General features: G+C 40.1%; 12 protein-coding genes. 11 read left to right on the plus strand and 1 reads right to left on the minus strand.

Translation table 11 applies throughout. The features are described from left to right. The first annotated feature begins 181 nt into the window (after window positions 1-181). The 11 genes from lon to IH879_04225 all read left to right on the plus strand — a co-directional run bounded on the left by lon (window position 182) and on the right by IH879_04225 (window position 14,515). Window positions 182-2,599, plus strand: coding sequence for an endopeptidase La (lon, locus tag IH879_04175; GenBank protein ID MCH7674131.1), 2,418 nt, complete (start codon window positions 182-184; stop codon window positions 2,597-2,599). Between the two features lie 194 nt (window positions 2,600-2,793). Then, window positions 2,794-3,324: a hypothetical protein gene (locus IH879_04180; GenBank protein MCH7674132.1), complete on the plus strand. Its 531-nt coding sequence runs from the start codon at window positions 2,794-2,796 to the stop codon at window positions 3,322-3,324. Window positions 3,325-3,335: 11 nt separating this feature from the next. After that, window positions 3,336-4,580: a tetratricopeptide repeat protein gene (locus tag IH879_04185; protein ID MCH7674133.1), complete on the plus strand. Its 1,245-nt coding sequence runs from the start codon at window positions 3,336-3,338 to the stop codon at window positions 4,578-4,580. Between the two features lie 155 nt (window positions 4,581-4,735). After that, window positions 4,736-6,721: a response regulator gene (locus tag IH879_04190; protein ID MCH7674134.1), complete on the plus strand. Its 1,986-nt coding sequence runs from the start codon at window positions 4,736-4,738 to the stop codon at window positions 6,719-6,721. Window positions 6,722-7,077: 356 nt separating this feature from the next. Continuing rightward, on the plus strand, window positions 7,078-8,160 hold the full coding sequence (locus IH879_04195; protein ID MCH7674135.1) for a hypothetical protein: 1,083 nt from the start codon (window positions 7,078-7,080) through the stop codon (window positions 8,158-8,160). 168 nt (window positions 8,161-8,328) lie between these two features. Further along, window positions 8,329-8,679: an STAS domain-containing protein gene (locus tag IH879_04200; protein MCH7674136.1), complete on the plus strand. Its 351-nt coding sequence runs from the start codon at window positions 8,329-8,331 to the stop codon at window positions 8,677-8,679. 60 nt (window positions 8,680-8,739) lie between these two features. Next, the gene (locus IH879_04205) at window positions 8,740-9,168 is read left to right on the plus strand and encodes an ATP-binding protein (protein ID MCH7674137.1); all 429 of its coding nucleotides are present in this window, start codon (window positions 8,740-8,742) and stop codon (window positions 9,166-9,168) included. A 46-nt stretch (window positions 9,169-9,214) separates the two neighbouring features. Continuing rightward, window positions 9,215-10,960: a SpoIIE family protein phosphatase gene (locus IH879_04210; GenBank protein MCH7674138.1), complete on the plus strand. Its 1,746-nt coding sequence runs from the start codon at window positions 9,215-9,217 to the stop codon at window positions 10,958-10,960. Between the two features lie 138 nt (window positions 10,961-11,098). Beyond that, entirely contained in the window at window positions 11,099-12,244 is a 1,146-nt protein-coding gene (locus IH879_04215) for a SpoIIE family protein phosphatase (GenBank protein MCH7674139.1), read from the plus strand. Between the two features lie 259 nt (window positions 12,245-12,503). Next, a complete protein-coding gene (locus tag IH879_04220) occupies window positions 12,504-13,409 on the plus strand; it encodes a site-2 protease family protein (protein ID MCH7674140.1) in 906 nt (301 codons plus the stop codon). 119 nt (window positions 13,410-13,528) lie between these two features. Next, window positions 13,529-14,515 carry a D-cysteine desulfhydrase family protein gene (locus IH879_04225; GenBank protein MCH7674141.1) on the plus strand — a complete coding sequence of 329 codons (987 nt, stop codon included), beginning with the start codon at window positions 13,529-13,531 and terminating at the stop codon, window positions 14,513-14,515. Between the two features lie 52 nt (window positions 14,516-14,567). On the opposite strand, the gene IH879_04230 is transcribed toward IH879_04225, so the two are convergent. After that, window positions 14,568-15,302, minus strand: a complete 735-nt coding sequence (locus IH879_04230; GenBank protein ID MCH7674142.1) for an SDR family oxidoreductase — start codon at window positions 15,300-15,302, stop codon at window positions 14,568-14,570. Window positions 15,303-15,340: the final 38 nt, after the last annotated feature.

Raw genomic sequence — 15,340 nt, forward strand, 5'->3', positions numbered from 1 at the left:
TTACATTCCCAGACATCCTTTTTGACAAAAAAGTTCTTTCATCGCTTCTTTCTTAAACAAGGCATTAATTTATAATTGACATATATTTAAACCAACATTAAAATAGATGGAATAGATGTTGCATTAGAGGTGCTTTAAAATCTTAACTGACTAAAAGTCATATTTTTAAAGGTATCAAATAATGGAAAATAAAAGTATCGAAAACGAGGATATTGAAGAAATTAAATCTGAACCTGTAGAAACGGAACCGGAAACGATTGATAAGGATGACCGGGTTAACTTTGAAATACCGCAAGTCTTACCAATTCTGCCTTTGAGAAATACGGTCGTTTTTCCTCAGCAAATTATTCCTATCTCGGTTGGACGCGAAAAATCTATTAAATTGATTGAAGAAGCCCTTTCCGAGAACAAATTGATAACATTGGTAGCGCAAAGAGATGGCAAAGTTGAAGATCCGCGCCCTGAGGACCTGTTTCGTTGGGGCACAGTGACTTCCGTGATGAAAGTGTTTAAGATGCCGGACGGAACGCAAAGTGTAATGGTGCAGGGCTTAAGTCGTGCCCAAGTATTAGATTACACGCAAGTTGATCCCTTTTTCAAAGCGCTGGTTCAGCCACAACCGGAAAAGAAGGTCGCGGGTGTCAGTATCGAAGCCCTTATTGGAAACATTCGATCTCTTTTTGAAAAAATTGTTGGGCGGGCTTCTTATTTAACACCTGAACATGTGATATTGATTGCAAATACCGAGGACCCTGGACGCCTGGCTGACGTGATTATTTGGAATCTCACCATTTCGACTGCGGAGAAACAATCGGTATTGGAATTGATTGATATCAAAGACAGACTTGAGAAATTAAACTATATCTTAACTAAAGAACTACAAATCCTCGAATTGGGCAGTAAGATTCAAACTGAGGTTCAAGGTGAAATCAATAAAACTCAACGTGAATATTATTTGCGCGAACAGCTAAAAGCGATCCAAAAGGAACTCGGGGAAGAGGATGAGCGCACAGTGGAAATCAATGAGCTGCGCAAGAAAATTAAAGACGCGAAAATGCCAAAGGAGACTACAGAGGTTGCGGAAAAAGAGCTGGACAGGCTTTCGAAAATGCCGCCTGCAGCCGCAGAGTATACGGTGTCACGCACTTATCTCGATTGGTTGATTGAGCTTCCCTGGGAAAAAGGCACTAAGGATAATTTGGATGTCAAGAAAGCGCAAAAAATTTTAGATGAAGATCACTATGATTTGGAAAAAGTGAAGAAAAGAATACTTGAGTACCTGGCCGTGAGGAAATTGAAAAAAGACATGAAGGGTCCGATTTTATGTTTTGTCGGCCCGCCTGGAGTTGGTAAAACTTCGCTGGGTAAATCGATTGCCAGAGCTCTCGGTAGAAAATTTATGAGGATCTCACTTGGTGGCGTCCACGACGAAGCAGAAATAAGAGGGCATCGCCGGACTTATATTGGTGCGCTCCCGGGCAGAATCATTCAAGGACTAAAAAAAGTGGGATCGAAGAACCCGGTTTTCATGTTAGATGAAATTGACAAAATTGGAATGGATTTTCGCGGCGATCCTTCATCGGCCTTGCTTGAAGTTTTAGATCCCGAGCAAAATAATTCATTTTCAGATCATTATCTCGAAGTGCCGTTTGATTTGTCGCAAGTCATGTTTATCACAACAGCAAATTTAGCCGACCCTATTTTACCGGCTCTCAAAGATAGGATGGAGATGTTGGAGCTTCCAGGATACACCGAGGAAGAAAAACTTAAAATTGCTCATAAGTATCTGATTCCGAAACAACTTAAGGCGCATGGGTTAACAAAATCTCATATAGAATTTAAAGAAGAAGCAACTGCGGAAATTATCAAATCATATACTCGAGAGGCCGGGGTTAGAAATTTAGAACGTGAAATAGCAGCGATTTGTCGCGGAGTTGCGAAAGAAGTCGTGGAAGGAAATACCGAGTCGAAGGCGATAAAGAAAGATTCGGTTTCTTCATACTTAGGTTCAATAAAATTTTTCAGTGAAGTTGCGGAAAGAACTTCAAGGGCGGGCGTAGCGACCGGATTAGCGTGGACACCCTTCGGTGGAGATATTCTTTTTGTGGAAGCGACTAAAATGAAGGGCAAGGGCGACCTCATTTTGACCGGTTCTTTAGGCGACATCATGAAGGAGTCTGCCAGAGCAGCGTTAAGTTATATCCGCTCCAAAGCCAGCGAATTGAAAATTGCGGACGACATATTTAGTAAATATGACATTCATATTCATGTCCCCGCAGGAGCGATTCCGAAAGATGGACCTTCTGCTGGTGTGACCTTGCTCACTTGTCTCGTTTCTCTTCTTACAAACAAACTGGTCAGCAACGATCTTGCCATGACGGGAGAAATCACCTTGAGAGGGTCGGTTCTTCCGGTTGGTGGAATTAAAGAGAAGATCTTGGCCGCTCATCGTGCCGGGATAAAGCGAGTACTCCTGCCGGAAAAAAACCGAAAAGATTTTGATGATATCCCGGAAGCGGTACGAAAACAAATCGAACTTTGTTTTGTGAGCGAAATCGATCAAGTTCTGAAACTTGGAATATCCGGCAATGGGAATTAATGTCTCAAGACGGTTATATTGAATCAAGAAAATACATTTTTAAAATATTTGAATTTTCTGATTTGGGAATCGAACGGTATCTTACTCTATAATTAATAGTAGTTTGCAAGTAATAGCTTTTTTTTCAGATATTGGCACAGTGTTTGAATAATAGCGATGAAATTGATTACAGCTAAGCACACACTGAAAAAGCCTTGAAAGAACTGCTATATTTTTCATCAACAGATTTGATGGTCGAGGTTTTGTATAAAAAAGAGTCTAATTCCCTCACTTATTCTTCGCATCGAGAATTGTCTTTTGGCGAACGTGTCATTGTAGAGCAGTATCTTCTTACAAACATCGCAGTCAAAACCGAATACTATAAAAAGCACCCCGCACTGTTTAATTATGTAGGAATAAATAATAAGCTCACCAAAGACTTAAACCAGTTTCATTTAAAAAACACAATTAAAACATTAAAAGAAAAAGATACCGAAGTCGCTGATTCGGTAAAAAAGTTGATTAACAAATCACTGGCTAATTATTATTTTGAGCGCATTGGCAACACTATTTTGGAAATAAGAGAAGCGGTTAAGGAACCTTTCTATAACAAAAGTATGGCCATTTACGAAAGCAAATTAAAACAATTAGTCGATGCCTATAATGTTCATTCCGTGGATAAAGTAACTTATCAAAATGTAGTTCCGGAGGAACTAAACACTATCTTCAAAATTAGAAATTCTTAAGGAGTCTTAAAATGAAGTCAAAATTAACAGTCCTGGGATTAGCTGCCAGTTTGGTGGTTTGTACAAGCGTTGGATTTGGTCAGTCCGGCAAATTTGGTGTTGGTATACAAGGTGGAGTCCAAAAACTTTATGGAGATTCAAAGAATGTGAGCCTCGGGCCCGGTCTAGACGGTTTTCTTTCTTACCGCGTTTTAAAATTTGCCGATCTTGCATTAGGTTTCGGCTATAGCAAACTAAAATTTGATGGGGTTACGAACGACCTTTTGACTGCTGACTTAAAAACAAATTTGGAACTAATTTCTAAAGGTATTTTTAGACCTATGGTAAGCCTGGGAGCCGGAGTTGTAAGTTACGAGGGCGCCTCAGGGAGAAAGCTAACCCCGTCATTTTTTGGGGGAGGTAGTTTTAGTTTTAGGTTAAGCCCCAAACTGGCATGGCACACTGGAGCGGATTATCGTTTCACAACGACCGACCAGATTGATGGAGCCCCTCCAGGCAGTAAGAGCAAAGACGGGTATTTGAACGTGCGAACAGGAATTACATTTTATCCAGGAGGTGAGGAAGAGGGTCGTCCTCAAATTCTTGCTTATCAGAGAGCGCCTCTTTTCGAAGTCGAAGAGGACCCCGATACGTATCGACCTTTTCTGGATGAGCCGGTTTATGACAACGTGGATGGTGGAATGCCTGGGCAACAAGAAGCCAAAGATATGGAAGAGTACGTCAAGTTTAAATCCAGAATCGATGCACTGTCTCAAGATATGGATTCTAAGGAAAAAAAGATTATTCAAATGCAAAATGCTCTGAATGAGCGCAAAAGAACCCTTGCTTCCATGGAAAATAGAGCGGAAAAACAACCCGGAAGATCACTTCCTAAGAATTCATCCATGTCAGGATTCTCCGAAATCTACGAGGAAGCATTGATAAATTATTATAATAAAAACTATAAAGAGGCTATTTCTCTTCTCCGCCTTCTCCTGCAGCAATATTCCAGTCACTCTCTTGCCAGCAATTGTCAGTATTGGATTGCCCAAAGTATGTTTTCGATGAATCAATATGGTGACTCAATTGATGAGTTCTATAAGGTTTTGAGTTATCAGCGGTCCCTGAAAAAAGACGATTCCATTTTTCTATTAGGGCAAGCTTACTTAAAAATAGGCGAGGGAGAACGGGCTAAAGAGTCGTTTACCCGCTTGATAAGGGAATATCCCCATAGCGAATTTGTTCAGGGGGCACAAAGTTATTTGCGAAACTTGTAAGGAAGTGACTTGAAATTGTCCCACATTGCCTGACTAGCATCAAAAACTTTTAATCCACCTTTTCATTGGCAATCTTCGTGAAATAAACGTTGATTTTGTAAATTATTTTTCTAAAATTGTGTAGAACGTAATACCTATACAATTTGGGGTGGCTAATGAACAACCTTAGGGTACTCATCGCTGGTACGAGCAGCTCTTACCTCGAGATTTCCAAAAAAATATTAAAATTCCACTACCATGACTGTGAAGTGGATTTTGCCCTCTCTGGGAGTCAATGCATTGAAAAAGCTTTGAAGTCAAGTTATGATATCGTGCTATTTGATTACCAAATGGGCGATAGAACCGGTCTTGAGGTTATCGATTCCTTAAAAACTTCGAATAACAGAATGCTTTTAATTCCATTGATTGATGAAGGAGATGAGGGCAAAGCAATCCAATCCATGGAAAAGGGTGCTACTGATTATATTATCAAGGCAAGAGGTTATTTAACAGCCCTTCCTTTCACGATGAGAAATATTCTTGACCGGAAAAGTGTGTTTAAACGGGAATTGCCAACACTAAAATTGGTTGACGAGCCTGATGTTCATGAGGGTCATTTTATATTAGATAGAAAAGGCCGCATCCTCTCTGCAAATCAAAACATGGCTAAGATAACCAATTATTCAAATGAAGAATTATTGGAATTAACTTTCACTGATTTGTTACCAAAGGACCAAGAAAGATTATTTAACAATCAGTTGGATTTAATTACGCATAACGGCAAGTCAATTGAATCTTTCAAAACAGAAATCCTCGGGAAAATGGGAAACAAGATGTTATTGAATATTATTCTGACTGCCGTGAGAGATGACCAAAAAAGAGTTGTAAGTTACCGGGGAAAAGTTGAACGTCTCACTGCTGATGTAAAAACATACAGAACAACTGAAGCAGAGATCGATCAGTTGAAAATGATCGATCAAATATCTCAAGCAATTATATCTTCTTATGATGAGCCTCTGAATGTTTTGCTGGAAAAGTTTTCAGAGATTGCCTGCCAGATTTTTGGTTTTCAGAGATCGACAATTGCCTTGCTGGACAAAAGAAAAAAAGCGTATATCAAGCAGTCAATGACTGGTTTTCCAGTGTTAACCAGTCGTAACAACACCGATGTGGAGGTTCCAAAAGAAATCGTCGATAAAATATTTTCAAATAAATTTCTAGTGAAGTTAATTTATTACAATCAGTCTCACAGGCATTTCACGAGCCAGCTAAACGCGAGATCAATAGAACGCCGGACACAAAAACGCCGCCCCGAGAATAAATGGCACCAACGTGACCTGATTTTAGTAAATCTTCTGGTAAGGAACGGCGATTCATTCGGTTATATTTCTCTGGATAGCCCAACCTCTAAATCGCAGCCGGCCAGAAATGCTTTTCATAATCTCGAACTGTTTGGACGACTTATTTCCATGGCGATTGAAAATTATTATCAGTTTTCCGAACTCGAAAAGCGGTCGCGGCGTTTGAAGCAAATACTAGTCACAAGTAATATTTTCAAGCTTTACTTAAGTTTAAATGATTTGCTTAAAGAGGTTGTTTGGTCAATTAAGTTTTCTCTGGATTTTAATTTAGTTGCATTGGGATTGGTTAGCAAGAGGAGTGGCAATCTTGAAATTAAGGCTGTTGCTTGTGATGACAAGAATAAACGAAATCAACTGCATGGATTAGCTTTTCCCCTCGATCCTTTAGCCGAACTATTCAGAGCAGAGTATAACAATGGCAAATCATTTTTGGTGGAAAAAGAAGAAGAAATTCTTTATTCATTAAAGAAAATTTATTACGGCGACAAATTCAATACCTCACAAAACGGAGGCTGGCCCACTTGCGGAATATTACTAGTCCCGGTAAAGTCACGGGATAGCAAAATAATTGGCTTGTTAATGGTCGATGACCCGGTGAATAAGAAACTACCCACGAAGGATGTAATAAAAACATTAGAAATATTGGCTAATCAAATCGCCGTAGCCATTGATAATCGAGTGCTCTATGTTCAAATGAAAGAAAAAAATCGACGAACAGATAAAAACGGCCAACAAAAAAAAGAAAAATCGGCCGATGAGACCTCTGGTATAAAAGGTTTTGTCGATAGAATTTTTAAATAAGTTTTTTTACCCTCCTGTTATTTTTGACCAAATCCTCATGATTTCTTCTTGACTTGAACAAGACGTTTTATTACTTTGAGTATCTAACTAAATTAAATATATTTAGGTTATGATATTTTCGTGTAACTTAGGTAAAATATTTCGTATACTATTTGTATTTCTAAATCTTGCGGTTTAATTCGATCAGCATTCATATTTTCCCAAAACTTGCTTTGCTAATCCTACTTTTATCATGCACGGATCGCGAACGATCGAACCCACTTGACCTAAAAAATCCTGAAACCTTGGGGCGTCCCACCGGGCTTAATGTGATTTCAATTCAAGATACGATATTTTTAAACTGGGATATAATTGAATTGAGTGATTTAACTGGTTATCAAATTTACCGTGGGTCGGACACTAATACTGAACCAGTTTTACATGCCTTTGTGTCAGCTCCGTCGAATACCTTCAAGGATTTTACAGTAGTATTTGACATTGAATATGATTATCAAATTTCTGCAGTTGGGGATAACTTTGAAAGCTCGCGGTCCGATTTTGCTAAAATCACGCCCGGCCCAACCTTTAATTGGGTAACTGAAAACGGGAATCAACAAATAGCAAAATTGACTCATGACTCCAGACATCTTATTCATAGAACAGGCAGATTCTCAGCAATTGTTGATATAGAACCAAATCCAAGAACAGGCGAGGTTTGGGTGTTAAACAATTTTATCGGTATTGAGGGCAATCTTAAGAAGGTTACTCCTGAAGGTAGAGTTGATGAGCGCTTTATTACTTTTGAGTCGCCAACGGACGCGGCTTTAAATTATGATTTAAATGAGATTTGGGTTGCCGATCCGCAGCAAAGTTCTGTAACCAAGCTTGATTCTAAATGGAATACCATTTTTACCATACATGAATTCACAATACCCACTTTAGTTGCAGTGGATCAACGAAATGGAAATTGTTGGGTGGCTCATAACGACTCCGTTTCGCGGGTACTTTCAGATGGTACTCAAGTGCTGAAGTCGGGGGTGCGGTTTGACTCGATCACATCCATGGACTTAAACTCAGAAGATGGCAGTGTCTGGCTAGTGGATGGAACTCGAATCGTTAAAATTAATCAAAATGGTGATTTCCTATTAGAGATTAAGGCGCCTTTGACTTTTCCCGGAAAAATCGCAATTAATGACTCCACCGGCGAACTCTGGGCAATAAATGATAATCCTGCCGGCTTATACAAGTTTTCACCGACAGGAGAGATGCTCTTTGATGTCACTGTCAGTTTTAGTCCCGATAATATCTCTGTAAATCTATATGACAACAGTGTTTTGGTTTCTGATGTCCGAGGGCACACTATTTACAGAGTTTCAGAAGGTGGTGAAATATTGAGCTTGTTTAAGGGCTTGATATTCCCTGATCTTGTCAGTGTTCAAAATCAGGCCCGAACCAATTGAAGTTAACAGATTTTTATTTCGGTTTGGTATTGATAATATTAAAAGATTTAATATATTATAGGCAAAACAGTGGTTGAAAGCAGCTATTGGATTATTCTAATTTTTCTCAGAGGTAGAACGCAAACACTAGAGAAATTTAGCTCTATTGTATTTTCTAAGGAGGAGTAAATGGAAGGGTTTGAGGTTTCAAAAAGTGAAAATGGTGACATCTCTATTCTATATCTGAAAGGGTATTTAGATGCTCACACAGCGCCTGATTTAGAAACCGAGTTCCAGAAATTAGTCGATGCAAAAAAATACAATATCATTGTTAATTTCCAGGACTTAAGTTATATCAGTAGTGCCGGTCTTGGTGTTTTTATGGGATTTATTGAAGACATTAGAAAAAATGGCGGTGATATAAAGCTTTCCGACATGAAGCCCAAAATTTACAGAGTTTTTGATCTTTTAGGTTTTCCGACGTTATACGATATTTTGGATGAGGAAGCGAGGGCGTTGGAGAAATTTGGAAAATCCTAAGTGAAGCGCTTGTAGAATCTGAAACCGTAAACATGGGCCTAAAAAAAGAGGGTAAAAATCTTGCCTAAAACTCAGAAAGAGTATCAATTAAAGATACCAAGTCAATCCGATAACCTTGCGATAATTCGGGATGTCGTTGCCAAAGTTGCCAGCCGGGTAGGGTTTGATACGGATGAAGCAAGTAAAATCGAACTCGCCGTCGATGAGGCTTGCACGAATGTAATTAAACACGCCTATGCCAACAACTCAAACCAAATGATTGAAGTTTCAATCAAGGTCGATCAAAAGAAATTGATTATTATCGTTGCCGATAAAGGCAAGGGCTTTAATCCGGATGAAATAAAGCTGCCCGATTTAAATAAATCGATAAAAGAAGGACGTAAGGGGGGACTGGGTTTATGTTTGATAAAAACTTTGATGGATAAAGTTGAATTTGAAATAAAACCTGGCTCGAAAACTCAAGTTAAAATGATCAAGTATATTAGCTGACCCGCCAGTTGTCCATTCTCTATTTAGCAATCTCAAAATTGGTCCCGTGGAAAAAGTAACGAAAGAAGAAAAAAAATTCACCTATTTAGACGAGAAGCTTTACGAACTTCAGGCTTTATTTGATCTAAGCAAGGCCCTCAATTCCTCCCTTAACTTAAAAAAAATCCTCGACACGATTCTCCTCACTCCTATGGGCAAGCTCTTAATTACAAAAGGGATCATTTTAATATCCAAAGGAACTGATGGTTTCGTGATTGAATCCTTGAAAGGGATTTCTAAGTCGCTCTCCGGAAATCGTATTCAAGTAGATAATTATCCCTCGAATCCAACTTACTTAAGTGAATTACCGGCTTCTCCCTGGCAAGCCCTTCTTCTGAAGAATGGCATTGAATTGATAATTCCAATTCTCCATGACGAAAAGAAGCTCGGTTTGATCGGGTTCGGAAAAAAAATCATTGGCGATGTTTTTTCAGACTCTGAATTGGATTATCTGCATTCTCTTTCAAATATCGCGGCGACAGCGATCCAAAACGGGCTGATATTCGAGGAACTTAACGATGTTAATCGGCAATTGGACAAACGTGTTCAAGAACTCAATACACTTTTCGAGATAGGGAAGGAGTTAAATTCAACTTTTGAAATTGACAAGGTCCTAAATCTCCTGGCTTACTCTATCATGGGTGAGTTAATGGTCAAGCGATGCTTGATATTTTTAGTTGAAAATGACAATTTGGTGCTTGCTTTAAACAAAGGCTTTCAGGGTGAACATGAACTGAAAACAATTAATGATCCTAAATTTCATAGTAAATTACTTGCTGCGGAAGAATCAGTATTAATTGATGATGGAGATGAATCTAAAATTGGCCAGCTTTTTAAAGACTTGGGTATCGCGGCTTTTTTCCCGATGCGCATCCAAAACGAAACGAAAGGTGTGGTTGTGCTCGGGGAAAAAATCACCAATCTTAAATTCAACAAAGATGAGCTGAATTTCTTGACAACTCTGGGCAATCTTTCCATGATTTCAGTTGAAAATGCCCGCCTGTTCGAGGAAACCTTAGAAAAACAAAGATTAGAGAAAGAGCTTCAGGTAGCAAGAGAAATTCAAAGACAACTCCTTCCTGATGCCTGCCCCAAGATTGAAAATTTTGAAATAGCGGCAATCAATATTTCATCACTGGAGGTTGGCGGAGATTATTACGACTGCATTAAATTAAACGACAACAAATATGTGATTACCATTGCTGATGTTTCGGGAAAAGGGGCTCCGGCGGCCTTATTGATGGCCAACTTGCAGGCTAGTTTACACGCGCTTGTAAATACTGATCTGGATATCGAGGAAATAACGTATCGGATTAATAATTTAATTTACCGCAATACAGGCTTCGATAAATTCATTACATTCTTCTTTGGCGTGCTGGATGTGAAAGAGAAAACATTTACCACCGTAAATGCGGGACATAATCCGCCTTATCTGTTCCATAAAGATCGCTCGTTTCAACTTTTTGAGGAAGGGGGTCTCATCCTTGGCATGATGCCTAATATGCAATATGATTCTGAGACCGTTTTACTTAAATCAGGCGATTGCGTGGTCATGTTCACAGATGGGGTTTCAGAAGCGATGAACGGCAAAGAAGAAGAATTTGAAGATAAACGCATTCAAGAATGCGTCCTAAAAAGCTTTGATTGCTCTGCTGAAGATATCATGCAAAACCTAATTGCTTCGGTGAAGGATTTTTCAAAAGGTGAGCCCCAGTCTGATGATATTACAATTTTAACCATGAAAGTTCATTAGCTTGTTATCGCTATCTGGGGGCTCCTTCCTCCTTCATTCTGCTTTCTTGATTTGACCGCTATGAGTTTCCTTTCTCTTTAGTTGGTCAATGTTTGCCTGACAAATCGAGTTAACAAGGTTTCTTAAAATAAATTTCCTATGGCTTCTATAATAGTGGTTGACGACGAAAAGTCGATTACATATCTCCTTTCTGAAGTTTTAAATAAAGACGGGCACGACGTTAAAACCTTTTCCGACGGCAAGCAGATTGAAGACGAGCTCAAAAAACGGGAATATGCCTTAGTCATCTCGGATCTTCACATGAAAGAGGTCGGAGGACTTGAAGTTTTAAAAACAGTGAAAAGTTATTCTGAAAATACCGAAGTGTTAATTCTCACGGGTCGTGGAACCATCTCAAGCGCAGTTGAAGCGATGAAATTATCTGCATTTGAATATCTCACCAAACCAATTGATATGGAAGAATTCCGCTTGAAAGTACAAAAGGCGCTTGAGAGGCGAGACTTAAGACTTCAGATTGAGAAACAGCAAAAAGTGTTGACCGAACACCAGGAAATGATCAAAAAAGATTTGGCGCTTGCTGAACAAGTGCAGGCCAGTCTCGTGCCGCAATCAATAGTTTTACCAGCGGTCGATGTTAAAGTGAAATATATGCCCATGATTGGCGTCGGAGGCGACTTTGCTGATATTTACTATGACGGCGGTGAAAACATCTACCTGACTTTGGTTGATGTCACCGGACACGGCATTACAGCAGCCTTGTTAGTTAATCGTGTTTGCAGTGAGATAAGAAAGCATGTCCGCGAGCAGCGACAACCATCGACAATTCTTCACAGGGTAAACAATTTTATTTTTGAGGCGTTCGAAGGAATGGCGACCTTTTTGACTATGTTTTCCGGTGTCATTAATTTGCGAAAAGGTTCGCTTACTTATGCCGGCAGCGCCCACCCCGCCACAATTTTGTGGAAAAGCCGGGAAAATAAGTTTGTCCAGCTTGAATCGCAAAATGTGATCATCGGTTATGAAAAAAAAACTGAAAATAAATTTTCACAAGATATCGTTATGATTGGGCCGCAAGACAAAGTCATTATGTACACAGACGGTATTATTGAAGCGGAAGATGCCAAGGGAAAGCAACTTGGAATAAATGGGTTTATTGATTTTTTTAAATCGAGCATCTACCTTTCTGTTGACGAAATTCTAGATACTATTATAACTGGAGTTTATGAGTTTTCGCCGAATCCCATTAAGGATGATGTCTATTTGATCCTGGCGGGCATGAAATAATCCACGCGACAAAAGTGTCCTCTCAAATTATTACATTCTTAACTGATTGTGCCGGTTTCAATCCATTTCGCAAGCGGTCTGGAATTTAAAAACCAAGGCAAAGATTTTTTGATGATAACAAAAGTGACTTTCAAAAATACAAGACGCAGGGAATGGCCTGACTGGCGAGGTCGTTTATATTTGACCGGTTGGTAGATTTGATTTCAAATATTCTAAGAACGGCAATCAGGATTCGTTTTACGGATCAAATGAGGGAGTAATGGACAACGATCACCCACAGCAAGATGAATTTTATTCGCGACAATATTCTCGAAGACGATTGAGAATATTTGATAAGCTCCGCAGCGACAATCCCAGGTTGAACCTTTATCTTTTTCTAGGTACTTGCGTAACTACGTTTTTAACCGGATGGCTTGGAAATGGGAACTGGCAGGCAGGCATTTGGTATGGCGGTGCAATTATTTCAATTCTACTGGCTCATGAAATGGGGCACTACATAATGTGCAAGAAATACGGAATAAGCGTCACATTACCGTTTTTTATTCCATTCCCTCCGTTTATTAGCCCTTTTGGTACGTTGGGGGCCGTCATTAAAATGGAGTCCAGAATTCCGAGTCGCAAAGCCTTGTTTGATGTAGCCGTTGCCGGACCCCTGGCTGGTCTTTTCCTGACGATCCCGGCGATTTATTTTGGTATCCAGCTCTCCGAAATTGTTGATTCTCAGCCCGCTGATGCAAGCGGAATGATCTACCTTGGTGAATCGTTCTTATTTGCAAAGCTTTCAAATTTGGCACAGAGTGTTCCGGAAAACCAGGATGTAATGCTCCACCCTCTGGCATATGCCGGTTGGGCTGGTTTATTTGTAACTGCGCTAAATTTACTCCCTATCGGCCAGCTCGACGGCGGCCATATCGTTTATGCACTTATTGGAAGAGGGCATAAAATAGTTGCAACGACGGCGTTAATAGCATTTGGCGGGATTGCAATTTTTATATTTCATGGCTGGATTTTGCTGCTTATTATGCTGATCTGGTTTGGATACAAACATCCACCAACTATGGATGAAACACCAGTTGACACAAAAAGAATTGTAATAGGTGTTATTACTCTGCTTATTTTTCTTCTTTCGTTTACTCCGGAACCCTTTAAAGTTGCCGCTTTTTGACAGAGATTGACAAATTAAAAAAGTTAATAAATTCTTGACATGAAGTTTGGTTTTCGAAAGGAAGCTTGTTATATTGGCTCCCTATTATTTTCAATAACTAACCAGGAGATGTAGTTGACATGGCATTTGATTTTCCACAGTCGATTGATTTAGCACAATTGCCAACACCAGTTGAGAAGCTTGAGAGAATTTCGAACATTTTTGAGGGGCCGCAAATTTACATCAAGCGTGACGATTTAACAGACGTCGGTATGACCGGCAATAAAGTTCGAAAGCTCGAATTCTTGTTAGCAGAAGCCGTCCAAAATAAATGCGACTATGTAATCACCTGTGGGGGATATCAATCTAATCATGCCAGGGCTACTGCTGTTGCTTCAGCAAGGGTAGGGCTCAAATGTCTGCTTGTCCTCAGAAATAGCCTGAATGCACCCCTCGAAGGAAATTTGTTTATCGATAGATTGGTTGGGGCTGAATTTGAGTACATCACTCCAGAAGAATATATGCAAGTTGACGATGTGATGCTGAGAATTGCTGAGAAGTTAAAAGAGAAAGGCCATCAACCATATGTTATCCCTGAAGGGGGGTCAAACGAAGTTGGTTCGCTGGGTTATGTCAAGGCAGCCGGAGAACTAGCCCAACAACTCAAGTCTATGAAGTTAAGAATTGACCATATTGTTCTTCCGGTCGGCTCGGGAGGAACTTATGCTGGACTATTGCTGGGCAAATTTCTTTATGACCTGCCCGCTCAAATTCACGGCATCAACGTTTGTGACGATGACTCTTATTTTGTCAACAAAATATCCAGCTTACTGACGGCCATGCAAAAACGATATAAGCTGACATTTAAGATAGACAAAAAGGATATCAGCATCATCGACGGCTATGTCGGCAAGGGGTATGGATTAAGCAGCCAGCATGAAATTGATACAATTAAAAAAGTGGCCAGAGCCGAAGGGGTTATTTTAGATCCGATTTATACCGGCAAGGCTATGTTTGGATTGTCCGATCAGATTCGTCAAGGTAAATTTAAGCCAGGCGAAAATGTACTATTTGTTCACACCGGCGGGATTTTCGGACTCTTTCCAAAGAAAACGTTGTTCTTCTAGAAAAGGCTTTGACCAATGATACCACGCTTGAAGCGATGGTATCGGTAAATGACTAAACCAGCAGCCTGCCACCATCTACCACAACAACTTCCCCCGTGACAAAGTCGCTTCCCTTCAAAAGGAAAATCGCGGCATTGACGATATCTTGAGGTGTACCGAGTTTTTTGAGGAGGGTCGAATCTTTAATTTCAGTCTTATATTCTTCAGTTGCATCTTCCGACATTAAGATTGTGCCTGAGGCAATTGCGTTCACTTGAATGTTAGGCGCCAGAGCTTTCGCCAGGCCCTTGGTAACCGCAATCAAACCCGCTTTAGAAGCGCTGTATGGAATGAACTCAGGCCAGGGTGAAATGCCTGCCACATCCGTTATGTTGATGATTTTACCGCGCTTCTTCTGCTTCATTAGGTCAGAGACGTACTGCGCGCAGAAATACGGAGCCTTTAAATTAATGCCAAGCAGATCATCCCATTCTGGTTCCGAAGTCTCGCCTACCGGCGTTTTGAAATAAAGCGCAGCGTTATTGATCAAGACATCTATTTGCTTGAAGTGTTCGTGGCATTTTTTTACGACATTCTCAATTTGGGCTACGTCTGCAAAGTCCCCCTGAATTGCAAAAGCCTCTGCGCCAAGTGCTTTAATCTCTTCCAGGGTTTGATTTGCTTGTTCTTGAGATCGGTTGAAATGCAGGGCTATTTTCATCCCTTCCTTAGCCAGGCCGAGCGCGATTGCTTTGCCGACCCGGTGTGCGGCACCCGTAATGAGAGCGACTTTTTTTTGCAGATTCATCTTTTCTTTGTTTTAGACAAAAAAAGCGTGACGAGTCA

The organism is candidate division KSB1 bacterium, from assembly GCA_022562085.1.
In the GTDB taxonomy this organism is placed as follows: Bacteria; Zhuqueibacterota; Zhuqueibacteria; order Oceanimicrobiales; family Oceanimicrobiaceae; genus Oceanimicrobium.